Below are 24,689 nucleotides of genomic sequence, written 5' to 3'. Positions count from 1 at the left end.
TACGAAACTACTTATGTAGAGCTTCTATTCGCTCAAAAAAATCCCCCTCGATTAAGGGGGATAATATTATAAAATTGTACCAGCTGGCTCTTGTTTAAGCAATTGTTTAATTTTGTTCTGTTCATCCATGATGGCTACTGTTGGATGATGATCAGCTACTTTTTCTTCTGCTACTAGTACATAAGAGATAATAATAACAACATCTCCGGGCTGTACGAGACGTGCTGCCGCACCGTTTAAACAAACTACTCCGCTGCCTCTCTCTCCCGGTATAACATACGTCTCTAGGCGAGCACCATTGTTATTGTTCACGATTTGTACTTTTTCATTTGGCTGGATACCTACAGCATCAATTAAATCTTCATCAATCGTAATACTTCCCACATAGTTTAAATTTGCTTCTGTCACATGTGCTCTATGAATTTTTGCGTTCATCATTGTTCGAAACATCAGGAAACCCTCTTTCTATGGTCAGATTGCCATAATAATATTATCAATTAATCGAGCTTTAGAGAATTGTATAGCGAGCGCAATAATAACCTGTCCATCTAGCTTATTTAGAGGCTTTAGCTCAGGGTAAGAATAAATCGCTACGTAATCTATTGTACCGCTCGTATTATTTTTAATCGTTCTTTCAATCTGCGCTTTAATTGTCGCAACGTCACGCTCACCGCTTTCAACTAATTGCTTCGCTTCTTGTAGACTTCGATACAAAGCAGGCGCTTCGTTACGCTCAGCATCTAGCAAGTTCACATTTCTTGAACTTTTAGCAAGGCCATCGTCTTCTCGCACCGTATCAACCGCTACGAGCTCAATTGGGAACTTAAAATCAGTAATCAATCCATGCACCACGGCTACTTGCTGAGCATCCTTTTTCCCAAAGTATGCTCGCTTAGGCTGTACAAGATGAAACAGTTTTGTTAGGACTGTTGCAACACCGTCAAAATGACCTGGACGCTTGGCTCCACAAAGCACATCTACACGGTTAGTGACCGATATAGAAATGGAAGCTTGACCAGGATACATTTCATCCACGCTTGGGTAAAATAAATAATCAGCCTCTTCCGCTTTAGCTAAGCGTTCATCACGTTTAAAGTCTCGTGGGTACGTATCAAAGTCCTCGTTTGGTCCGAACTGAGTTGGATTAACAAAAATGCTTAAAACGACCACATCGTTCTCTGCACGCGCCTGTTTAAGTAGCGCAAGGTGACCTTCATGTAGAAATCCCATTGTCGGTACAAATCCGATTGTTTTCCCTTGACGCTGAAGCTGAATCGAAAGCTCTTGCATATCCTTGGCAGTAGAGATAACTTTCATCTTACTTCCCTCCATATAGAGCCGTTAGCTGTTCATCGTTCATGCTAAATGTATGGCTCTCTTCCGGAAATTTTCCAACTTTAACATCGTGTACATACTGAGAAAGTCCTTTTTTTGCAACCTCTCCAATGTTACCAAATGGCTTAACGAATTTTGGAAAGCGCTCAACCCCATACGTCAACACATCATGATAGACAAGCACCTGACCATCCGTTTCTTTTCCTGCTCCAATACCAATGGTTGGAATGCTTAGCTTCTTCGAAATATCTTCTGCTACTTGTTTCGGTACACATTCTAAAACTACTGCTATTGCACCCGCTTGCTCACATTTCACGGCATCTTCAATTAGCTTTTTCGCTTCACTTGCTTCTTTACCTTGTACCTTGTACCCCCCCAGAACACCGACAGACTGTGGTGTTAAACCAAGATGAGCAATAACTGGAATCCCTGCTTGTGTTAATTCTGAAATCGTAAAAATAACATCGTCTGCGCCTTCTATCTTTAGAGCATGCGCCCCGCTTTCTTGCATAATTCGAGCTGCTTGTTTCATCGTTTCTTCTTTTGAAATATGATAAGACATAAAAGGCATATCCGTTACGATAAATGTATTAGGCGCTCCTCTTTTCACTGCTTTTGTATGATGAATCATGTCATCGACCGTCACTGGAATAGTTGAGTCATACCCTAATACAACCATTCCCAATGAATCTCCTACTAAAATCATGTCCACCTCTGATGCTTCCGCATATTTTGCAGACGGGTAGTCGTAAGCAGTAAGCATAACAATCGGTTCTTGTTGCTGTTTCATTTTTAAGAAATCAAGCTTCGTTTTCACAATAAATCTCCTCCTATACTAGAGGAGATGACAACGCAAAAAAAACCTTCTTACACTTAAAAAGGAAGAAGGTTTTTGACAAAAGCAGTCTATAGCTAAACAGCGTGCTTAAGAGCACACGCTTGTCCTTATATATTGTCATCCCTCTGTCCTAGTCTTTTTTAGATCAAGGCAGTTCGTAAACGATAAATTATAAAAAAGAGTATCAGGTGAAGTTCTGTCGATACTACCCTGATACTCGTATTATAAAGAAATATTCTTACATTTTCTAGTTTTATTTCGAAGAGAGTTCAATATCAGCAGAATGAATATGATGAACCGTTCCATAATCATCCTCTAACAGCAGGACGCCATCGTTTGTAATCCCTTTTGCGTACCCTTCAATCGTTGCTTTCAAAGTGCGTGCAACAATCCGCTTTCCAATGCTAATAGAATAAGATTCCCATAAGTGCTTTACTAACCCAAAACCATTTTCTAAATAATCTTCATACAAAGATTCCATCTTTAAGAAAATCGCTTGCATAAGAGCTGCACGATTCACTTCTTTTTGCTCTTCAATTGATAAAGATGTCGCCAAGTGTTGAATATCAGAATCAAAATGTTCTAGCTTTTGATTCACATTGATTCCAATTCCAATAATAACAGAGTGAACTTGCTCAACATCAGCTTGCATCTCAGTTAAGATTCCTACTAGCTTTTTATTGTTCACTAAAATATCGTTTGGCCATTTTATATCGGGTAGTACATTTGTTACTTCTTGTATTGCTTGTACAATTGCTACGGCGGCTAATAGTGTCAGCTGTGGTGCATGCTGTGGTGGAATTGCAGGTCGCAAGATAATACTCATCCACACTCCCGTGTATTTTGGAGAGTACCATTTACGAGCCAAGCGACCTCGACCAGCTGTTTGCTCTTCCGCTACAACTACCGTTCCTTCGACAGCTCCTTCTTGAGCAAGACGATGTGCAATTTTTTGTGTTGACTCCACAGTTTCTTCATAGTAAAGATTTTGACCGATTTTTTTCGTTTGCAGACCAAGAAGCAGCTCATTTGTACTTACTTTATTAGGCTTAGTAACGATGCGATACCCTTTCTTTCGAACAGCTTCTAGTTCATAGCCTTCTTTTCTTAAGTCTTCAATATGTTTCCAAACTGCAGTTCTTGAACAGCCTAGCAAGTCGCTAATGCGCTGCCCAGATACATATTCACCTTCTGCGTTTGTAAACATCTCTAATAACGTTCTTCTAATATCTGTTTGCAAGACTGTACCCACTCCTTTATCGACCCTTTGCTATTTTGTAATTCACCATTCAACACTTTCTTCTCTATATCCTGTAACAAAGTTGAAAGCCATGGACCACCCTTACGATCTACCCATGTCATAACATCTTGGCCCGTAATAGCAAGTTCCTTCATAGAGTGAATAGGAAGCTCTCGATAACGAGAAATAAGCAAAGTTGTATGAAGATAGTTAGTGCTTCTTACTAATTGCAGAACTCGGTTTACTCTTAGGGCAGACTCTTCTCCAAGTTGATACAATGTTTCTTTTGACCAACCATTTTCTAAGACGTCCTCAAGTCCACCAAGCTGAAGCTTCACAGCCTTTATTTGTCGATTAGCAAGCTTCCATTGACGTAAAAATGGATCAGGATCAACCCCTAGCAAATAAAGTAGAAGTGTCCAGCATTCCGATATATCTTCAAGCATCATCCAGTCGTATTTACACAAGCGGCGAAAAGCTTCTTCACCAATATCTAATCCTGGCAAGTGCTCATATAATTTAGTGTCTGCTATGAGCGCAAGCGCTAAAGAAGGGCGTTTACCCAAAAGAAGCTTCTCAAACTCAATGGTAATTCTTTCAACTGATACGTGCTTCAATAGATTTCCATGCTCTGAAATAGCTCTCTTCGTTTTATCTGAAATAGAAAATGCTAGCTGACTAACAAACCGAACCGCTCTCATCATTCGCAGCGCGTCTTCGTGAAAACGTTCTTCTGGATTTCCTACCGTACGGATAAGCTGATTCCGCAAATCTTCTCTACCGTTAAACGGATCAATAATTTCACCTTTTTCATTCATAGCCATGGCGTTGATAGTAAAGTCACGACGTTTTAGATCTTCTACCAGTGATGAAATAAACTGAACGGATGCAGGACGCCTGAAATCTTCATATTCCCCTTCTGATCGAAAGGTAGTAACTTCATATTGCTCTCCTTCATGAAGCACCACAACGGTTCCATGCTCAATCCCCACATGAATTGTTTTTGAAAATAGACTCATAACATCGTCAGGAAGAGCAGATGTTGCAATATCTACATCACCTACTTTTCGCTGTAAGATCATATCTCGAACAGCACCACCAACAAAATAAGCTTCATGTCCAGCTTGCTGTAGTGTGTGAATAATAAATAATGGATGGATGAAAGGCTCTTTCATAATATCCTCCATTCCTTAACGTTGTACAAGATTGTAATAAAGCTGTTCATATTGATTTACAATCTCCGTTGAATGAAATTTTTGATTCACTGCCTGTAAAGCGCCTCTGCTTATTTGTTGATGAAGCTGTTGATTACTTAGCAGCTGAACGGCTTTATCTGCAGCTGTTTCAACGTCTCCTAATTCACAAATATAACCCGTTACGCCATCTTCAATAACCTCTGGGATTCCACCGATTCTTGTACCAATACAAGGTACTCCGCAAGCCATTGCTTCTAGTAACACAAGACCAAAGCTTTCTTTTTCAGAAAACAATAGCTTTAAATCACTAATTGAATAGAGTTCTGCTACGTTATCTTGCTTTCCTAAAAACAACACCGCATCCTCAAGTTCCAATTCTTTTACAAGCTGACTTACATTTCTCATATCTGGACCGTCTCCAACGAGCAACAGCTTAGAAGGAACACGTTCATGAATTCGTTTAAACGCGCGCACAACATCTTGCACTCTCTTAACTTGACGGAAATTTGAAACGTGAATAATGACCTTTTCATCTTCTAAAATTCCATAGTCCTGCTTTAAATTCCCTACATCTTTTCGATAATATTCTCGCTCATCAATAAAGTTATAAACTGTGCAAATATCTTTATCTGGACTAATGAGCTGGTTCGTTTGCTCAATTAACGCGTCAGATACGGCAGTCACACAATCAGATTTTTCAATTGCAAATTTAATTAGTTCTGTTAGCGATGAGTCTTCTCCAAGAACTGTAATATCCGTCCCATGGAGCGTTGTTACTATTTTTAGATTAGGTGACACCATTTGCTTAGCTAGAAACGCACACACCGCATGGGGAATGGCATAATGAGCATGAATTAAATCTAGTTCCTCACGCTGTGCAACTTCTGCCATCTTACTTGCTAGTGCCAAATCATAAGGTGGATACTTAAATACCGAATACTGGTTCACTTCTACTTCATGGAAATAAATATTTGAGTACACCTTGTTTAAGCGAAAAGGCATACTTGATGAAATGAAGTGAATTTCGTGTCCTTTTTCTGCAAGGAGCTTTCCTAATTCAGTTGCAATAACGCCAGAGCCACCAACTGAAGGATAACACGTGATACCAATTTTTAGTTTCATCTAACGCCACCTACTAGGTCATCATAAATAAGTAGGGGCTTCTTAGAAAGAAAACCTTCTGCATACTGAACGCCTACTTCTTTTCCAAACATGCGCTCGCGGCTTTCAACGGTTTCTATGTATCCGTTAACCAGCGGCGTCTCCACGCTTCCTTTCTGTTTGATAAACTGACTTTCATATGCTTGTAAGCTTTGTTTTTTCTTTTCGAATGTATTCGTTACATCAACAGCGAAGTCAGGTTTATGGAAACCATTAATCATATAAAAATACAGTCCATCCGTTCGATGAGCCCCCATGTTTTGTTCTGCCGTGTAGTTACGAATTCCAGCTGAAAATACGGCTTCTTCGACTAGACGCGCGCAGTTTCCATGATCAGGATGACGATCATCAAAATAAGGAGCAAACACAAGTTTCGGCTGACATTTACGTATTACTGATACAATTTCTCTAATGTAGGATTGTTGTAAGAACAGTCCTCTATCCGGTAGCTGTAATTGAATTCGCTTGTGTACACCGAGAAGTTGTCCTGCCTTTTCAGCCTCTTGTTTGCGTAGCTCTACTGTTCCATTTGACGATAGTTCTGCTTCTGTCAAATCACAGATAGCAACCTTTAAACCTTGCTCAGTCATCTTGGCGATGGTACCACCCATGCCGATTTCAACGTCATCAGCATGAGCTCCAAAAGCAAGAACATCTATTTTTTCAATCATTTTATTTCACCCTATTGTTTTAAAATTGAACGCCATTGTAAATCTCCTCGTTCTAAACCATGAATTAGAACCTCAGCTGTTCCCATATTGGTCGCAAGTGGAATAGCATATACATCACAGAGGCGCATAAGTGCTGATACATCTGGCTCATGAGGTTGAGCTGTAAGCGGGTCACGAAAAAAAATAATCATATCCATTTTGTTCTGCGCAACAAGGGCACCAATTTCTTGGTCTCCACCTAATGGTCCAGATTGAAAACGATGAATGGCCAACCCAGTCGCTTCAGAAATTCGCATTCCCGTTGTGCCTGTTGCGAAAAGCTCATGTTCCTTTAAAATATGTTGGTAAGCAGTTGTAAATTGAACCATGTCATTTTTCTTTTTATCATGTGCAATTAATGCTATTTTCATATATGCCTCTCCTTATTCAATGATATTTTCCAGACCATATACAAGCGTATCAACATTTATTACTGCTTCAACTGCAAGCTTTACACCGGACATGAAGGATGCACGATTATACGAATCATGACGAATCTTTAGTCCTTGTCCAAAACCGCCAAATAGTACTTCCTGGTGAGCAATTAACCCAGGTAAGCGTACGCTATGAAGGTGGATCCCATCATACGTAGCTCCTCTTGCCCCCGCTAAAATTTCTTTTTCTTCTGGGTGACCTTGCTGTTTCGTTTCACGAACTTCGCTGATAAGCTCTGCTGTTTTTAACCCTGTTCCAGAAGGTGCATCTAGCTTCTGATCATGGTGAAGCTCAATAATTTCAACATCGTCAAAATATTTTGCCGCCATTTGAGAGAACTTCATCATTAAGATAGCACCGATTGCAAAGTTTGGAGCAATGATACAGCCGATTCCTTTTTCCTCTGCTAATTCTTTTAATTCCGCTAAATCAGTTTCCGAAAAACCTGTTGTTCCGACTACTGGACGGATGCCGTATTCTAACGCTTTTTTCGTATGTACTCTTCCAATTTCAGGCGTTGTTAAATCAACTAATACATCAGCTTCAACAGCTTGAAAGCATTTTTCAATATCTGTAAAGATAGGAGCCTGAACATTTGGCATTCCTTCTACTTCACTAATTAACTTCCCTTCATGAACGCGATCAACTGCAGCTACTAATTCAAATGCTTCCGTCTCTTGAATTAATGTCACAGCTTCTTTTCCCATTCTCCCACGAGGACCTGCAAGTATAATTCGAATTTTTTTCATGTTAATTCTCTCCTTGTTCATCAATTTTTGTCCAACGATCTTTATCACGCGTATTAAATTTCTCCATAACGCGATTATGTGCTTCTTCTAAATCGATATTTAGCGAATTGGCAAAGCAAATTAATACAAATAAAATATCGCCCATTTCCTCTTCAACTGTCCGCTCTGCTTCCGTTGTCTTTTTAGGTTTTTCTCCGTAATAATGATTAATTTCACGCGATAACTCTCCAACTTCTTCAGTCATACGAGCCAGCATCGCCAAAGGGCTAAAGTAGCCTTCTTTAAACTGTCCAATATATTGATCAACTTCAGCCTGCATTTCCTTCATTGATTTGTCCGTCATATATATTCACCTCTTTACCTTCTATGCCTGTCTCATTAAATAATAGATATTTAACTTTTCATTTTTTGTACATTCAACTTCATATTATAACATCTCTTTCCTAAATTTCTTAATAGAAAAGCTTGATTAACAAACATTATAAATGAATAAAGCTGTTCTCTTTAACCGTGCATGATTAAATCTTTAAACGTGTATGATACAAACAAAGCGCTCTGGACGGTTCATTTGGATGATGACACTTCTCTTATTCATCTAGTATGATAGGAAAGAATAGACTCATGTTTATAAAAGGAGGTTTTTATTGTGAAAGGACTAAGGTTTAAGAATATCTTTTTTATTTTGTTAGGTTCAGCTATTTTTGGGTTTGGACTTGTGAATTTCAACATGCAAAACAACCTGGCAGAGGGAGGATTTACTGGTATTACACTGCTTTTATACTTTTTATTTAACATCGACCCTTCCTATTCAAACTTAGTGCTTAACATTCCACTATTCTTTGTTGGATGGAAGCTGTTAGGACGAACTTCATTTTACTACACTATACTCGGAGTTATTAGTCTTTCTGTGTTCTTATGGGTTTTTCAACGGTTTCCAGTCGATATGCCTTTAAAAGATGACATGACGCTTGCTGCTTTATTTGCGGGTGTATTTATTGGAGTTGGCCTTGGAATTATTTTTAGATACGGAGGCACAACGGGTGGAGTTGATATTATCGCTCGTCTCGTTCAGAAATATATTGGATGGAACATGGGCAAAACAATGTTTTTATTCGACTTTCTTGTTATTATTACTTCCCTTATTTATTACTTGACTTATACAGAGGCAATGTATACACTCGTAGCCGTATTTGTCGCTGCTAAAGTTATTGATTTTATTCAAGACGGCGCTTACGCTGCAAAAGGAGCAACCATTATCTCTACTCATAACGAAGAGATTTCAGCAAAAATCATGCAAGAAATGGAGCGTGGAGTGACGATTTTAAAAGGCCAAGGATCTTACTCTAAACAAGAAACTAACGTATTGTACTGTGTCGTAAGTAAAAATGAAATCTTTCGATTAAAACAGGTCATCACTTCTGTTGATGCATATGCGTTTGTAGCGGTGAGTGACGTTCACGATGTACTAGGTGAAGGCTTCACATTAGATGAAAATAAAAAACCTTTAGAACGTTAAGTTATCCATACAAAGAGACTTTACATAACTAAATGCTCCTTTCTCAGGAGAGGAATTATAACGTTTCTACAATAGTTTAATTATAAGAACAGGCTTGTTTCATTGTGCTGCAGACACCCCAGTGCAGGGGTGTCTCAGTCTTTCCTCCTTCTCACGCAGGAGTCGAGTATCCTGCCTTCATTCCTCTCTTTTTTAATTATCTTGCAAAATCAATAAAAAATATCCGAGCTATCGAAAGTAATTAACTCCCGATAATTCGGATATCTCATTGACTGAAATACTTTTGTTCAGACTTATTTCAATTAATCTTCGTTGTTCATTCCTGTGTAAATTAAGATTAAACGCACAAGCTCTAGTACTGCAACCGCTGCTGCTGCAACGTATGTTAAAGCCGCTGCGTTTAGTACTTTTCGCGTCTCACGCTCTTCGTCATTGCGAATCACACCGCTTGATACGAGTAGGTTCATCGCACGATTTGATGCGTTAAACTCAACTGGAAGCGTTACAACCTGGAATAAAACAGCTGCTGCCATAAATACAATACCTAGCAGTAGTAGGCCGCTCATCTGAGCAAAAATTCCAATCATAATTAAAATCCATGAAAAATTTGACCCGATGTTCGCTACCGGTACTAGGGCATGACGCATGCGTAAAAACGAATAGTTTTCATCGTCTTGAATTGCGTGCCCTACTTCGTGGGCTGCTACCGCTGCGCCTGCCACGGATGTTCCGAAGTAGTTATCTTCAGATAATCGTACTACTTTTGAACGTGGATCATAGTGGTCAGACAACACGCCGCGAACTGGCTCAACTTGAACGTTGTACAAGCCGTTTTCGTCCAAGATACGTCGTGCCACTTCAGCACCTGTCATTCCAGAAGAACTGCTTACTTTTGAATATTTTTTATAAGCACTTTTCACTTTAAACTGTGCCCAAATCGGCACTAAAATAATGATGAGAAAATAAACCAAAAACCCCATCTGCACACTCCTTTACTTGTATGGTTGGTACATTTTCATTTTAGACAATTCGAATATGTCCGTCAATCATTTCGCTCTGGCTCAGCCTTTTGAACACGCTCTGCTCGATACTTACGAAAACCAACATACGATAAAGTAAATACAATAATACTTCCTGTCGTGACCATCACCCATATAAGTGACGGATCTACCTTATCTTCTTTTAAGTGTTCAAACAAAGACTGAAAATCTTCTTCTGCTGCTACTAATTCTTGTGAAGACATCACCATTGCATTATCTTGCTTTAAATCTTCGATATGCTGTTCAACACGTTCAATATCCTTATCATCGACATCTACTTGAACACTTGGAGAAATCAGTTCATAGGCTTGCAGTAAACTTTGAAGCTCTTCTTGATACTGCCCATCTTCACCTTTTGATATACTCATTTTCATATCTTGAAACGTGGTAATAACTTCTTTTTCCATTTCTGTCCAGAGGGGTTGATACTCACTTGATAAAGCATCTACTAGTAACCGAAACTGTAATGTTGTACTTACAGGGTTACTGTTTTCATCCCCTAGTGCTCTCTCAACATTTTGAGCCGTTACGACCAGCACTTGATATTCTTTAGCGGATAAATCTAAATCATGTATATTTACGCTAGAAACTTCATGTGAAAATTGTTTCACTAAATTACGCGCTTCATCATATTTTTCTTGCTGAGCAAGGTCTAATGTTTCATCAGCAAGTTGATTTAACTTATCCCAAGTTTGCTGTGTAGCCGCATTAACTGATGTTGTTAATAGTAAAAAAATAAGCATGGCGATGACAGATATTTTCTTGTTCATTCTTGTCCCTCCTCTAGCTTCTATTAGAAACTTATGAGGAATAGGACAAGAGTAGACCTATTAAATCCCTACTTCAAAGGTGTAATAAAGTTTTGCGTATAAAACTTTTCATACACGCCAACACCAAGATGAGTAAAATCATTATTTAAAAGCGCTTTACGGTGACCTTCACTATTTAACCAACCTTCAACCGCAGCTGGACCATCCGTATAGTTAGATGCAATGTTTTCACCAGCCATCCGATACAAGACGTCTCCTTTTTGCAGACGATTTCCTAAATCACCTTGAACTGGAGACTCATGAGCGAAATATTTTAAATCACTCATTTCTTTACTGTGTAAATAAGCTACTTTCGCCGTGTCTTCATCCCATGATAACGAATCTTTTCCATGGCGCTTTCTAATCACATTCGTTAAGTCGATAATTTGCTGGGAAGCTCCCTCTTCAATCTCTTTCCACTCTTCTGGAGAAATTGATGGTGCTTCAGGCAGGCTCCCTCTATACATTACTTCATACGGCTTTTGCTTCACTAAAGTTTCACTATCCATCACGCGGATACTTGATAACGTATTTAAAAATTGATCAAAATAAAGCTGAATATATACATCATCGTACTTTACTAATGGGCGCATCTTTAAATCTTCATCATTCAGTTGAAATTGATAGGAATTCAGCCCTTCTCTTAACTCAACTTCTCGCTCGATTTCAACAGCTTTGTCTACTTCAGATCGAGATTGACCAATTATAAATGGTGCGGTATTTACACTTTGACCAATAGAATATACGCTTACTACTCGATCGCCATCAACTCCTACTTGCATATAGGAGTTAGTGTCGCTTTTATATATCCACCAATCATAGCCATAGGCCGAAGGATCAACACGCATTGGTTCACCATACATGCCCATAACCTGTTCAGGGTGTAAGCCAATTAAATCAATGACATTTTCCCCTTCTATTTCCGGTGCAGCTGTTTCAACTGCACGATTATTTTTAGTCTCATTATTTGAAACTTCTTCTTGTACTGATTCATTCACATACTGCTCCAATAAAGGGATATATTCATCAGCGTATACAAATGCAACGATTAACACGAGAACAAATATAATTTTTTTCAGCGTCAGTTCCTCTCCTTACCTTTTCAAGGGTTTGTAAAGCTATTATACATGTATTGACGTAAAAATAGCTAATAAAAAAGCTATCAACATCCATTGATGCCGACAGCTTTTCTTTAATTAATGAAGTTGATTGGAAATACGAGAAAGAGCTTGACCTGCTTGTTCATCTGTAAAGCGATACGTCGATAAATCTCCTAAAGCGACAACTCCAATCAGCTTGTTTCCTTCTACAACTGGAAGTCTTCTAATTTGGTGATTAGCCATAATTTTCACAGCTTCTTCTACCGTTGATTCGCTGGATACGGTTACTAGCTTATCACTCATGACGTCAGTTACTTTACTGGAATTTGGTTTCTTTTCAGCGATGCCTCGAATAACCAAGTCTCGATCAGTTATTAACCCAATTAATCGATCTTGATCAACAATTGGAATACTACCAACGTTTAACTCTTTCATCTTTAAAGCAACTTCATATACATTATCTAACGTCGTACATGTTTCAACGTCTGTTGTCATTACGTCACGAACATATTTCATTGACTCTCCTCCTTTACATTCAACGTTAGTTTGACCGTTTTCCCCGAAAACTTTCACTTCATTTAAGATTTCTTGGTCTTTTTAACTGAAAATTCGGATAAGCATTGCAAGTTTTATCCAATCATACTATGATGAAAATGGGAGAAACATTTGGTTTAAAGGGGGAAATGGAATGAAATTAGAAGATGTGGATTTTACTGATGTAAAAGTTGATTTAGAGCATGCTGATGAAATTATGAGCAGATTTGGACTAGTGCGAGCTGGACAGTGGGACTACGAGCGGGTAACGTATGATCGAAAGTTTGAAATTCAGCACCATACCTTTTATTTGCGCGTACAAGGTTATGCTGCTGAAGGAGATATTGGCGGCAGACATGCGTTAATTCAATTTATGACGCCATTGCTTGGTAAACACTATTATCCGCACGGCGTAGAGTATGGAGAAGGGGAAAACTTTCCTTCTACGCTAGTTGATCAATGTAAGCGAATTTTAAGCCAGATTCATTCTGAACTTCAAAGCGTTCAAGCTTCCTAATAAAAAGAGTGCTTACAACACTGTAAGCACTCTTTTTATTGAGAAGAAATCGGAGATGAAGTATCATAACCTGCTTCGAGTTCCATTTCCTGCTTCTTATCTTTTTCACGCTCTTTCTTTGCCCACCTAAAAAAGGTATAACCAAGAATGATACCATATACAATTTCTTGAATAATTTTCATGATGACACCACCAAGCTGCTGATCTTCTACCGGAGGCAATACGTTAAACATTTCTGGAGCTAATGCACCCATTGCTTGAATAACGTCTGGTGATACACAAAGTGCTAAAGCATTCACCCATGCCTGTGAGTCCGTATATGTTGCATACAGCGACGTATCAGCAAATATAATTAACGCACAAGCAGGAGTTAATAACATTCCATCAGCAAAAATGTAACCAATTTTTTTCACGCCATTTAATGTCTGATACTCCTCTAGCTTGTTTAAAAGTGGCCACCACATGCAAAAAGAAGCTATAAATAGCAATATGCTAATAATTGCGTGAAGTGTCATATCCGTCTTCACAGTGTCAAAAATAAGCGGGATATGATAAAGGGAAAATAATCCGTTAAAGACCAGCAAAGCAATGAGTGGCTTTGTCAAAAAGCGAAACACTGGCTTAAGACCTTTTTGGTGAACTATTAATCGCGCCATCCATGGGGGTGTTCCAAGGATAAGTAAAGGTGGAATAGCTAAATAAACCAATGCCATTTGAGCCATATGTGCACTAAACATCAAGTGCCCTAGTAAGTCTAACGGACCGCCTTTACATATGTATAGCAGCGCCATTCCAGATATAAAAAACGCTTTTGTTTTGCGATCAACTTCTTTACTTCCTTCAACCTTATATCGATACGGACCTGTGAACAGCAAATAAACAACTGTAACCGCACAAATAACCAAGAAGAAATACGGACTCCATAGCGCTTCGAATCCAAACATTCTTAAATTATTAATCACAATCCGTCCCTCCTTTACTTAGTTGCCAATCGTACATGCTTGAAAAGAGCTAGCAAGCGCTAGCTCTTCTTTAACTTACCACCAAATAATTGTAACAAATGCCCAAACTGTTATAAGTGCTACAAGCACTCCTGAATATAGAAACATCGTTGGCACTTCATGTCCTTTATGATTCATATGCATAAAGTAATAAAGCTGAAAGATAACTTGCACAACTGCTAACAAAATAATAACTGGTACGGTAAACCACCCGGTAAAGCTATCGCTCCATACTGCAAAAAAAGCTACGAGCGTAAGGAAAATCATTAACGCAAACGAGATTAACTGCATTCGCATATCTTCAGCGTTTTTCTTCTTACGATACTGTAAGTCTACCTTTGGGTTACCTGTGTCAGAATGATTTGTTGCCATCTCTTCATCCCACCATTCCCATTAAGTATACAACTGTAAAAATAAACACCCATACAACATCAATGAAATGCCAGTATAAGCTTGCTACATAAAACTTTGGCGCGTTGTATAAATTCAAGCCTCGTTTTGAATTACGGATAAGTAATGAACCAATCCACAATAATCCAAACGTTACGTGAGCTCCATGTGTTCCTACTAAAGCATAAAATGCAGATCCAAATGCACTACTCGTAAACGTATGGCCTTCATGAACATAATGCTTAAACTCATAAATCTCTAATAGTAAGAATGCTAACCCCAACAGCCAAGTAATCCACATCCAGAGCTGCATTTTCTTATAATTAAAGTTTTTCATATGATACATTGCATATACGCTTGTTAATGAACTTGTTAATAAAATCATTGTGGCAATAAATACAAGCGTAATATCAAATAACTCTTCTGCTTTTGGACCTGTATGCGTTGAATTTCTTAACGCTAAGTAAGTTGCAAAAAGCGAAGCAAAAAGTACTGTTTCTCCCCCAAGAAAAAGCCAAAATCCTATGAACTTATTTTTCCCTTCAAGGGTTGATTTCTCAGGCGAATCTGGAAAAGTTTCAGGCGTTAACTTTTGTTCTGCTTCCATCTTTATTTCGCCTCCTCATCAAGCAAGTCTTCTTTATGAATATGATAGCCATGATCATCAATCCATGAACGGAAGAACATGGAGATAAAGGTGATCACTAAGCCGATAATTCCGACTAAGTCTCCCCAACCATAGTCGTTACGGAACAAGAAGCCAAATGCTGAAACAAACAAACCAAAGGAGATAATAAATGGAATGATTGATGAGTTTGGCATATGAATATCACCAAGCGGCTCAGCTGGTGTAATACCGTCTTTGTTTCCAGCACGTTTTTCTAACCAGAAAGTGTCTAATCCACGGACAAGCGGAGTTTGTTTAAAGTTGTATTCTGGTGGCGGAGATGAAATTGCCCACTCCAACGTACGCCCTTCTCCCCATGCATCACCTTTTGCTTTTGGTCCGTTAATGCTTGTTTTGATTACGTTAATAATTAATACAATTGTCGCCACTGCCATAAAGATTGCTCCAGCTGAACTGATTGCATTTCCAAGGTCTAAGCCCTGTCCTGGTAAAAATGTTGCTACACGACGAGGCATACCCATTAAACCTAAGAAATGTTGAATAAAGAACGTTAAGTGGAATCCAATAAAGAATAGCCAAAACGTAATTTTACTAAGCGTTTCATTCAGCATACGACCAAACATTTTTGGCCACCAAAACGTTACTCCTGCAAAGAGAGCATACACAACTCCCCCTACAATAACATAGTGAAAGTGAGCAACGACGAAATACGTGTCATGGAACTGATAGTCCGCTGGTGCCGCGGCAAGCATAACACCCGTCACACCACCAATAACGAATGATGGAATAAACGCTACAGAGTACAGCATCGGTGATGTAAATTCAATACTTCCTCCCCAAAGCGTAAACAGCCAGTTAAAAATCTTAATTCCTGTTGGTACAGCGATCGCCATCGTCGCTACTGCGAAGATTGCGTTTGCAATTGGCCCAAGGCCCGTCGTGAACATATGGTGAGCCCAAACCATGAATCCTAAAAACCCAATTAGCACTGTTGCAAACACCATAGAAGAGTATCCGAACAGTCTCTTTCTAGCAAACGTTGGTAAAATCTCAGAGAAAACTCCAAATGCTGGTAAGATTAGTATGTATACTTCTGGATGTCCGAAAATCCAAAATAAATGTTCCCAAATAATCGTGTTTCCACCCATCGTTGGATCAAAGAAATTCCCACCAAACAAGCGATCAAAAATCATTAAAAATAATCCAACAGTTAAAGCAGGAAATGCAAATAAAATAAGTGCTGATGCCACAAATGTAGTCCATGTAAACAGCGGCATTCTCATGTAAGTCATACCAGGTGCTCTCATGTTAATGATTGTAACAAGAAAGTTAATACCTGCAATCAGCGTTCCGGCACCGGAAATTTGTAGACCTAATGCGTAAAAATCAATTCCGTGCGTAGGCGATGCCAGCGATAGTGAAGCGTATGATGTCCAGCCTGCATCAGGTGCTCCACCTCCTATAAACCAGCTTAAGTTTAGAAACAATCCACCAAAAGCAAATAGCCAAAAGCCAAGTGCATTTAAAAATGGAAATGCTACGTCACGAGCGCCGATTTGAAGCGGTACAACTGCATTCATTAGCGCAAATAACAACGGCATGGCTGCTAAGAAAATCATCGTTGTACCGTGCATTGTTAAGATTTCATTATATGTTCCCATTGCGACAAAGTTATTTTCAGGAACAGCCAGTTGAATTCGAATAAAAAGTGCTTCAATCCCTCCAACTATGAAGAAAAAACCTCCCGCAATTAAATACAAAATGGCGATTTTCTTATGGTCAACGGTTGTTAAATAGTCCCATATCGTCGCCCCTATACCCCTTTTTTGAGTGAGCGTACTCATAGCTAGACCTCCCCTTTTGAAAGCTAATTACCGTTTATTTTTCTTTCAGCTCCAATAAATACTCGGTTAGCTGATCGACTTGTTCATCTGTTAAGTCAGGATATGTATTGCTCATTTTGTTTCCTGGCTTAATTTCTTCAGGGTTTTTGAGCCATTGTTTTAAATTTTCTTCATTATGTTCTAAAACACCTGCAATACGCTCACGATCTGCAAATCCAGCTAGATTTGGAGCCTGACGCGCTTGTTCTGGTCGACCATCCTGCGCTTCAACAGCGTGACAGCCAATACAGCTTTCTGTAAAAATTTCTTCCCCTGCTTTTGCTGAAGCAGTCGATACGTCTGGTTTTACATCCTTAATATCGCTAACCCATGTATCAAACTCTTTACTTGGAAGAGCTTTAACTTTGAAGTCCATATAGGCGTGAGATGGACCACATAGCTCTGCACACTTCCCATAAAAAAGTCCGTTAGCGCTTTCAGCTTTTTCTGAATCAAACACAAGCCAAAACTTGTTCTCATTCTCTGTATTCGTGTCTACTTTTCCGCCCACTGAAGGAATCCAAAAGGAGTGTTTGACATCTGAGGCTTTCACGTTAAAATACACTTTTGTATCCGTTGGCACAACAAGGTCTTGGGATGTAATAATTTTTTGGTTTGGATACTCAAACTCCCACCAATACAAGTTAGCTCTTACATTGACGACAATGGCGTCTTCCTTTTCCATTCCTTTCACATCAGCTAATTTAAACGTATCAGCTACTGTAGGAACTGCTAGGATAACAAGTAGAATAATAGGAATAACAGTCCAAAGAATTTCTAGCTTGTGGTTTCCTTCTACTTGTTTCGGAATCACATCTTCCTCACCTTTGCGGCGTTTAAAACGCACAACTACATACACAAAGATGATTGTAACAACAATAATTACAAGAACCATAATTGCTGTACTAAGCAGCATAAGTGAATACTGCTTTTCTGCCACTTCACCTGCAGGACGAAGCGTTGATAAAAAAGGCTCTCCGCAGCCAGCTAATAGCACGGCTACCAGACTAAACAACGATAAAACACGAAAGTTTAATCGCCATTTTCTCATAGCTTTTCCAACCTCTCTTTCATGGACGTGATTTTCTTATTTATAGCAGACAGCTGCTATAAATAAACTTTCTTCCTTCTATAATAAATTCTAGATTAGAAGAAATCCCCTGTATTTAAATTTTTATGTAGGACTACGGTGTCTAGGAGCTCGTTACGCAAAATAGATGATTTCTTAGCGGTCTCTTTAGGTAAGCATATGTTGTTGAAGCAGTGGTATGAAGAATCCGTTTACAGTTTTGACATCACAAAAACCATCCATTCACAAACATTTCACATTTGTTTCAGATTTCTGAAATCTTACAGCCTGATGTATGAACATGTAAAGATGTAAATCACTATATTTCTCCTGTTTATTAAAGCATATTTTGGAAAGTTTATGTGAAATTTTTTTGAAATAAATATGGATTTTTTTTGTCACCTTGTCTAAAACCCTATCTTCTACTTGATTATTGTATACTATTATAAGTAGAATAAGGTGTTGTATCTTGTCGAATAAGTTTAATAACTTATCTTTCTACCAATACAACCTTACACTTTCTACCATTATAACAAATGAATACATGCTTATGGGAGTTTATTCAAACTTTTTCAATGAAACCTTAAAGCGTTTGCTCTCATCTTAGCCATGTACTTCCATTCGTCTTCCTGTCTAAAGGAAACGTTTAGCGGACTAATTATCATACTTTAGGAAGGTGAATACATTGAAACGTGGATTAAAAGGGCTTTCGGTTATTGTAACGTTAGCAATGCTCCTGATTTTACTTGGAGGAGCACTTGTAACCAAAACTGGATCAGGAGATGGCTGTGGTGACTCCTGGCCTCTATGTAACGGTGAACTAATACCCAGCAACATAACATTTGAACTCGTCATTGAGCTTAGTCACAGACTTGTATCGGGGGCTTCAGGCATCTTAGTACTTTTACTTTGTGTATGGGCTTGGATTGCACTAGGGCATATTCGTGAGGTAAGACCACTTGCTTTTATCTCATTTTTCTTCTTAGTTTTGCAAGCGCTAATCGGTGCCGCTGCAGTTATGTGGGGACAATCGGATGCCGTACTTGCACTACATTTTGGAATTTCACTAATTTCATTTGCATCCGTTCTGTTATTAACCCTCATCATTTTTGAGGTTGATAAAAAGTTTGATGCAGACAGCGTCGTCATCGGTTCCACTATGAAAAAGCATATTTATGGGTCTATCCTTTATACGTACGTTGTTGTCTATACAGGAGCGCTGGTACGCCATAAAGAAGCAAGCCTAGCTTGTCCTGACATCCCATTTTGCTCCAATGCAAACAATTGGCTGCCAGGGGATATTAACCAGTGGATTCAAATGGGACACCGCACAGCTGCTACTTTGATTTTTGTTTGGATCTTAATTGCATTTATTCATGCATTTAAGCACTATCGTGACCAAAAGAACATTTATTATAGCTGGCTAATTGCTTTGGTGTTAGTAACACTTCAAGCTATTTCAGGTATGCTCGTTGTGGTTACTCGTCTAAACTTAGGATTAGCTTTAGCGCACGCTTTAATTATCTCTCTATTATTCGGCGTCTTGAGCTACTTGACTCTCCTAGCTACCCGCAGTAAAAAGACAAAATAAAAAGTACGAGCAGAAATTCTGCTCGTACTTTTTTTAGCTTTCAAATTCAACAAGTAAGTCGCCTGGTTGAATCGCCTCTCCACTTCCTACATGAATATTTTTCACAATACCATCAAACGGTGCTTGTACCGTTGTTTCCATTTTCATTGCTTCTGTAATCATGAGGTGGTCACCTTTTGATACCTTATCACCTTTTTCAACAATAACGCGAATGACTGTTCCAGGCATAGATGCTCCAATTTGATTTGGATTTGTTGGATCAGCCTTCATTTTTGATACAACCGTTGTCTTCACACTTTCATCTTTAATGACAACTTCACGAGGTTGACCATTCAATTCAAAGTAGATTGTACGATTACCGTCAGCTTGCGCTTCTCCGATTGATACAAGGCGAACAATTAATGTTTTCCCTTTTTCAATTTCAATTTCAGCCTCTTCTCCAAGGCGCATTCCATATAAGAAAGTAGCCGTATCAAGTACGGAAATATCACCATATTGCTCAACGGCTTTGTGATAATCCATAAATACTTTCGGATATAAAGCATAGGCTAAGGCATCAAAGCTTGTAACTTGACGTCCTAACTCATGGAATAGCTTTTCCTTAAGGGCATTAAAATCAACATCTTCTAACAGTTCACCCGGACGCACCGTAATTGGCTTTTTACCTTTTAAAATAATTTGTTGAAGCTGCTCAGGGAACCCACCGTGTGGTTGACCTAAATACCCCTCAAATAATTCAATAACTGAATCAGGGAAGTCTAATGATTCACCACGTTCAAATAGCGTTTCTTCCGTTAAGTTATTTTGAACCATAAACAGAGCCATGTCTCCTACAACTTTGGAAGAAGGCGTTACTTTGACAATATCACCAAATAACTGGTTCACACGTGAATACATGTCTTTTACTTCATCCCAGCGGTTTCCAAGACCAACTGCTTTCGCCTGCTGTTGAAGGTTGCTGTATTGACCACCTGGCATTTCATGAACATAAACTTCCGTATGTGGAGCATTCATGCCACTTTCAAAATCTTGATAGTACTTACGTACATCTTCCCAATAGTAAGATAGCTGTTCAAGGTTTTGGATGTCTAATTTTGGCTTACGCTCCGTTCCTTCTAAAGCGTAATATAACGAATTGGCACTTGGCTGCGATGTTAAACCTGCCATTGCGCTTACTGCTACGTCCACAATATCAACGCCTGCTTCAATTGCCTTGGCATATGTTAGAATCCCGTTTCCGCTCGTATCATGCGTGTGAAGATGAATTGGAATATCCACCGTTTCTTTTAATGCAGATACTAAATCGTAAGCTGCTTGAGGCTTTAATAAACCTGCCATATCTTTAATCCCTAAGATATGGGCCCCAGATTGCTCTAGTTCTTTTGCAAGATTTTTGTAGTACGTTAAATCATACTTGCGACGAGATGGATCTAAAATATCGCCCGTATAGCACATTGCTGCTTCGGCAATTTTACCTGTTTGTCGTACGGAATCAATCGCTAACGTCATACCTTCAACCCAGTTTAAGCTATCAAAAATTCGGAACACGTCAATTCCTGCATACGCTGATTTTTCTACAAACTCTTTAATAACGTTATCAGGATAGTTTTTATATCCTACAGCGTTTGACGCACGCAGTAGCATTTGGAATAAAACATTTGGCGCCTCTTGACGGAGCGTCAATAAACGATCCCAAGGGTCTTCTTTCAAAAAGCGATACGCTACATCAAACGTCGCTCCTCCCCACATTTCAAGAGAAAATAAATCCGGTAAGAGTCTTGCTGTTGGATTAGCAATTTGTTTTAAGTCATTTGTACGCACACGTGTTGCTAGTAAAGACTGGTGTCCATCTCGGAACGTGGTATCTGTCAAAAGTACTTCCTTACGCTCCTTCACCCAGTTAACAAGCCCTTCAGCACCTTGTTCATCTAAGATTTGCTTCGTTCCATTTGGTACTGGCATCGATAAGTCTAATTGAGGAACGCGAGGTTTTGTGAAGATTGGTTTTTTCTTTTCAGCTACCCCTGGGAAACCGTTAACCGTAACATTTCCAATGTACGTTAGCATTTTAGTACCACGGTCTTTACGCTTAGGAAATACAAATAATTCTGGCGTAGTATCAATAAAGGACGTATCGTATGCTCCCGTTAAGAACTTTTCATGTTTGACCACGTTCTCAAGGAACGGAATATTTGTTTTAATACCACGAATTCGAAATTCTTTTAAGTTACGAACCATTTTAGACGCTGCTTGATCAAACGTTAAGGCCCACGTTGTTACTTTTACAAGAAGAGAATCGTAGTAAGGCGTAATGACTGCTCCTTGGAAGCTATTGCCCGTGTCAAGACGCACGCCAAATCCACCGCCTGAACGATACGCCATAATCTTACCCGTATCTGGCATAAAGTTGTTTAGTGGATCTTCTGTTGTTACACGAGATTGAATAGCATAACCATGCGTGATAATTTCTTCTTGTTTCGGTATTGCAACAACATCACTATGAAGATCATAACCATCTGCAATTAAAATTTGAGATTGAACGATATCAACACCTGTAATCATTTCTGTAATAGTGTGTTCCACCTGTACCCGAGGGTTTACTTCAATAAAGTAAAACTCCTTACCTGAAACTAAGAACTCTACAGTACCCGCATTTATGTAGCTCACGTTAGCCATAAGCTGTACCGCAGCATCACAAATTTGATCGCGAAGGTCTTCACTTAGCGACAAGCTTGGTGCAACTTCTACTACCTTTTGATGGCGACGCTGTACGGAACAATCACGCTCATATAAATGAACAACATTTCCGCTGTGATCCCCTAAAATCTGCACTTCAATATGTTTTGGGTTTTCAACAAGCGTTTCCACATATACCTCGTCGCTTCCAAATGCAGCTTTCGCTTCTGACTTAGCACGTTCATACGATTCTGCTAGGCTTGCTTCATCGCGAACGACGCGCATGCCGCGACCGCCTCCACCTAAAGCCGCTTTAATCATGAGAGGATACCCGTGCTGTGCAGCAAATTCTTTTGCTTCATCTAATGAATCAATTGGTCCATCCGTTCCTGGAATGACAGGGATATTGGCTTGAATTGCTTGATGACGAGCTTTTACTTTATCTCCAAACATATCTAAATGCTTAGACTTTGGTCCAATAAATATAATGCCCTCTTCTTCACAACGTTTTGCAAATTGGATATTTTCTGACAAAAAACCGTAGCCAGGGTGTATCGCATCAACATCATGTAGCTTTGCCGTTTTAATAATATCTTCGATGTCTAAATATGCATCGATTGGTTTTTTACCCATACCAACCAAATATGCTTCATCTGCTTTGTATCGGTGATAGGAACCCGCATCTTCTTTTGAATAAATTGCCACCGTTCGAATATTTAGCTCCGTACAAGCTCGAAATACTCGAATTGCGATTTCTCCACGATTTGCAACTAGTACTTTTTTTATTTTTTTAGTTACCAGACTCACATCGAATTCTCCCTTCAATCTTTATATAAACTTCAATATATAGCAAAATTGGATAAAAGAAAAGCAAAAATGAACGGAAAGTTATAAATTACCCGTTCATTTTTGCTTTTTTGAGATGATATATATATCCGAATGTTAAGATAAGTCAGGATTAGCATTATTCGGATAAGAAACAACATTGTTCGCCTTTTTGCTATTTTTTTCTTGATAGTTAACAAAGAACGAAATATTAACGACAATCCCCATTGCAATAATTAAACTCAGCAGCGAAGATCCACCATAGCTGATAAACGGAAGCGTTACGCCCGTAATCGGAATAAGGCCGGTTAAACCACCTAGATTGATAAACGCTTGAATTCCAAGCATGGTTGCTACACCGATACAAATAAGGCTAGCAAAAGGGTCGGTTGATCGTTTGGCAAGGGTCAGAATGCGATAGATTAAAAAGCCTAGTAAACCTAAAACAAGAAATACGCCAAAGAAACCAAGCTCTTCTGCAATAACCGCCATGATAAAATCGGTATGTGACTCTGGGAGATAGCCATACTTCTGCACGCTTTCACCCAGACCAAGCCCTTTTAAGCCACCAGAACCGATAGCTAAATAAGAATTTACAAGCTGATACCCCACACCTTGTGCGTGTTGAAATGGATCTGATGCTCCTGTAAAACGTCCGACACGATTTTCAGTCACTTGCCCTGTTAACACACCAATTGTTCCCATTATAGTTAACATGACAATCCCTAATAAAATAAGCTTAAAAAATGTTTTTCGAGATATGCCCGAACAAAGCATGATTGCAACAGCAATAATTAAAATAATCATACCTGTTCCTAAATCAGGTTGAATTGCTACGAATATGAATATACCCATTGTTAAGCCAATCGGGCCAATAAAAGCACGCTTAATATCATTTATGTATTCTTGGCGTTTTCCTAATACAAGCGCTAAGTATAAAATAACCGTTAATTTGGCAAACTCAGCGGGCTGTAAACTCGCTCCAGCTAACTTCAACCAGCTCTGAGCGCCTCCTGCCGTATGTCCCATTAAAAACACAAGCCCCAAGAGCCCAAACGTAGCAAGAACAGCTAAAGGTAGAAGCTTTTGGTACAGCTTGTACGGGAATAAAATGGTTGCTAAAAATACGATTCCCGCAATGATAAGCCAGCCTTTTTGTTTAACATAGAAAAAATCACTGTCCTGTCCATATCGCGTAATACTCGTAATCATGCTAGAGCTGTATACCATCACGAGGCCAATGGTGCAAAGGAGCGCAATGGTAATAATGATAGAATAATCATAGTGCTTAAAGATTTTTTTTAGCATAAACCTCTTCCTTTAAACGTTAATAAGTGATGCCTTTACTCATTTTACTATATATTATCTGCTTTCGCTTTTCTCACGTGAGAATGTAAACGAGCTGTAACAAAAAACTCAAACTATCCTTCTAATAGTTTGAGTTTC

Annotated in this window: 24 protein-coding genes; 3 read left to right on the top strand and 21 right to left on the bottom strand. The window is 39.0% G+C overall.

The genetic code is table 11. From position 1 onward, the window contains the following. Window positions 1-66 precede the first annotated feature (66 nt). The 10 genes from panD to NIZ91_07085 form a co-directional block, all read right to left on the bottom strand. Window positions 67-450 (bottom strand): aspartate 1-decarboxylase, encoded by a 384-nt coding sequence (gene panD / locus NIZ91_07130; GenBank protein ID USY56418.1) that lies wholly within the window; start codon window positions 448-450, stop codon window positions 67-69. A 21-nt stretch (window positions 451-471) separates the two neighbouring features. Continuing rightward, window positions 472-1,317, bottom strand: coding sequence for a pantoate--beta-alanine ligase (panC, locus tag NIZ91_07125; protein ID USY56417.1), 846 nt, complete (start codon window positions 1,315-1,317; stop codon window positions 472-474). 1 nt (window position 1,318) lies between these two features. Then, window positions 1,319-2,152, bottom strand: a complete 834-nt coding sequence (panB, locus tag NIZ91_07120) for a 3-methyl-2-oxobutanoate hydroxymethyltransferase (GenBank protein ID USY56416.1) — start codon at window positions 2,150-2,152, stop codon at window positions 1,319-1,321. A 274-nt stretch (window positions 2,153-2,426) separates the two neighbouring features. Continuing rightward, entirely contained in the window at window positions 2,427-3,413 is a 987-nt protein-coding gene (locus tag NIZ91_07115; GenBank protein USY56415.1) for a biotin--[acetyl-CoA-carboxylase] ligase, read from the bottom strand. Further along, on the bottom strand, window positions 3,383-4,588 hold the full coding sequence (locus NIZ91_07110; GenBank protein ID USY56414.1) for a CCA tRNA nucleotidyltransferase: 1,206 nt from the start codon (window positions 4,586-4,588) through the stop codon (window positions 3,383-3,385). The genes NIZ91_07115 and NIZ91_07110 overlap by 31 nt, the downstream gene beginning before the upstream one ends. Window positions 4,589-4,603: 15 nt before the next feature. Next, window positions 4,604-5,731, bottom strand: a complete 1,128-nt coding sequence (bshA, locus tag NIZ91_07105; protein USY56413.1) for an N-acetyl-alpha-D-glucosaminyl L-malate synthase BshA — start codon at window positions 5,729-5,731, stop codon at window positions 4,604-4,606. Next, window positions 5,728-6,438 (bottom strand): bacillithiol biosynthesis deacetylase BshB1, encoded by a 711-nt coding sequence (gene bshB1, locus NIZ91_07100; protein USY57112.1) that lies wholly within the window; start codon window positions 6,436-6,438, stop codon window positions 5,728-5,730. Before bshB1 ends, bshA begins: the two co-directional genes overlap by 4 nt. A gap of 14 nt (window positions 6,439-6,452) precedes the next feature. Beyond that, entirely contained in the window at window positions 6,453-6,851 is a 399-nt protein-coding gene (gene mgsA, locus NIZ91_07095; GenBank protein ID USY56412.1) for a methylglyoxal synthase, read from the bottom strand. A gap of 12 nt (window positions 6,852-6,863) precedes the next feature. After that, a complete protein-coding gene (gene dapB / locus NIZ91_07090) occupies window positions 6,864-7,664 on the bottom strand; it encodes a 4-hydroxy-tetrahydrodipicolinate reductase (protein ID USY56411.1) in 801 nt (266 codons plus the stop codon). A gap of 1 nt (window position 7,665) precedes the next feature. Beyond that, the gene (locus NIZ91_07085) at window positions 7,666-8,007 is read right to left on the bottom strand and encodes a nucleotide pyrophosphohydrolase (GenBank protein USY56410.1); all 342 of its coding nucleotides are present in this window, start codon (window positions 8,005-8,007) and stop codon (window positions 7,666-7,668) included. A 300-nt stretch (window positions 8,008-8,307) separates the two neighbouring features. On the opposite strand from NIZ91_07085, the gene NIZ91_07080 reads away from it, so the two are divergent. Beyond that, complete coding sequence (locus tag NIZ91_07080) at window positions 8,308-9,180, top strand: YitT family protein (GenBank protein USY57111.1); 873 nt, start codon at window positions 8,308-8,310, stop codon at window positions 9,178-9,180. Between the two features lie 302 nt (window positions 9,181-9,482). Here NIZ91_07080 and NIZ91_07075 read toward each other — a convergent pair whose 3' ends face one another. The 4 genes from NIZ91_07075 to NIZ91_07060 all read right to left on the bottom strand — a co-directional run bounded on the left by NIZ91_07075 (window position 9,483) and on the right by NIZ91_07060 (window position 12,645). Then, window positions 9,483-10,160: a zinc metallopeptidase gene (locus NIZ91_07075; protein USY56409.1), complete on the bottom strand. Its 678-nt coding sequence runs from the start codon at window positions 10,158-10,160 to the stop codon at window positions 9,483-9,485. Window positions 10,161-10,222: 62 nt separating this feature from the next. Continuing rightward, complete coding sequence (locus NIZ91_07070; GenBank protein ID USY56408.1) at window positions 10,223-10,990, bottom strand: sporulation protein YpjB; 768 nt, start codon at window positions 10,988-10,990, stop codon at window positions 10,223-10,225. Between the two features lie 68 nt (window positions 10,991-11,058). Next, a complete protein-coding gene (locus NIZ91_07065; protein USY56407.1) occupies window positions 11,059-12,027 on the bottom strand; it encodes a CAP domain-containing protein in 969 nt (322 codons plus the stop codon). Between the two features lie 198 nt (window positions 12,028-12,225). After that, window positions 12,226-12,645 (bottom strand): CBS domain-containing protein, encoded by a 420-nt coding sequence (locus NIZ91_07060; protein USY56406.1) that lies wholly within the window; start codon window positions 12,643-12,645, stop codon window positions 12,226-12,228. Window positions 12,646-12,817: 172 nt separating this feature from the next. On the opposite strand from NIZ91_07060, the gene NIZ91_07055 reads away from it, so the two are divergent. Beyond that, window positions 12,818-13,180 carry a YugN-like family protein gene (locus NIZ91_07055; protein ID USY56405.1) on the top strand — a complete coding sequence of 121 codons (363 nt, stop codon included), beginning with the start codon at window positions 12,818-12,820 and terminating at the stop codon, window positions 13,178-13,180. 35 nt (window positions 13,181-13,215) lie between these two features. Here NIZ91_07055 and ctaG read toward each other — a convergent pair whose 3' ends face one another. From ctaG to coxB, 5 genes are all read right to left on the bottom strand, one after another. After that, window positions 13,216-14,142, bottom strand: a complete 927-nt coding sequence (gene ctaG / locus NIZ91_07050) for a cytochrome c oxidase assembly factor CtaG (protein USY56404.1) — start codon at window positions 14,140-14,142, stop codon at window positions 13,216-13,218. 75 nt (window positions 14,143-14,217) lie between these two features. Continuing rightward, window positions 14,218-14,553, bottom strand: a complete 336-nt coding sequence (gene ctaF, locus NIZ91_07045; GenBank protein ID USY56403.1) for a cytochrome c oxidase subunit IVB — start codon at window positions 14,551-14,553, stop codon at window positions 14,218-14,220. 4 nt (window positions 14,554-14,557) lie between these two features. Beyond that, window positions 14,558-15,178, bottom strand: a complete 621-nt coding sequence (locus NIZ91_07040) for a cytochrome (ubi)quinol oxidase subunit III (protein ID USY56402.1) — start codon at window positions 15,176-15,178, stop codon at window positions 14,558-14,560. Between the two features lie 2 nt (window positions 15,179-15,180). Beyond that, entirely contained in the window at window positions 15,181-17,043 is a 1,863-nt protein-coding gene (gene ctaD, locus NIZ91_07035; GenBank protein USY56401.1) for a cytochrome c oxidase subunit I, read from the bottom strand. Window positions 17,044-17,077: 34 nt separating this feature from the next. After that, window positions 17,078-18,133 carry a cytochrome c oxidase subunit II gene (gene coxB / locus NIZ91_07030; GenBank protein ID USY56400.1) on the bottom strand — a complete coding sequence of 352 codons (1,056 nt, stop codon included), beginning with the start codon at window positions 18,131-18,133 and terminating at the stop codon, window positions 17,078-17,080. Between the two features lie 703 nt (window positions 18,134-18,836). Here coxB and NIZ91_07025 point away from each other — a divergent pair. Continuing rightward, window positions 18,837-19,742: a heme A synthase gene (locus NIZ91_07025; protein USY56399.1), complete on the top strand. Its 906-nt coding sequence runs from the start codon at window positions 18,837-18,839 to the stop codon at window positions 19,740-19,742. Between the two features lie 33 nt (window positions 19,743-19,775). Here the strand turns inward: NIZ91_07025 and pyc are convergent, their stop codons facing one another. Both pyc and NIZ91_07015 read right to left on the bottom strand, forming a co-directional pair. Further along, a complete protein-coding gene (gene pyc, locus NIZ91_07020) occupies window positions 19,776-23,219 on the bottom strand; it encodes a pyruvate carboxylase (protein ID USY57110.1) in 3,444 nt (1,147 codons plus the stop codon). Window positions 23,220-23,360: 141 nt separating this feature from the next. Next, window positions 23,361-24,551, bottom strand: coding sequence for an FtsW/RodA/SpoVE family cell cycle protein (locus NIZ91_07015; protein USY56398.1), 1,191 nt, complete (start codon window positions 24,549-24,551; stop codon window positions 23,361-23,363). Between the last annotated feature and the right edge of the window lie 138 nt (window positions 24,552-24,689).

Origin of the sequence: Bacillus sp. 1780r2a1 (assembly GCA_024134725.1) — a bacterium.
GTDB lineage: Bacteria > Bacillota > Bacilli > Bacillales > Bacillaceae_H > Priestia > Priestia aryabhattai_A.
The sequence above is the reverse complement of the archived record's forward strand: the minus strand, read 5'-3'. Positions and strand labels throughout refer to the sequence as shown.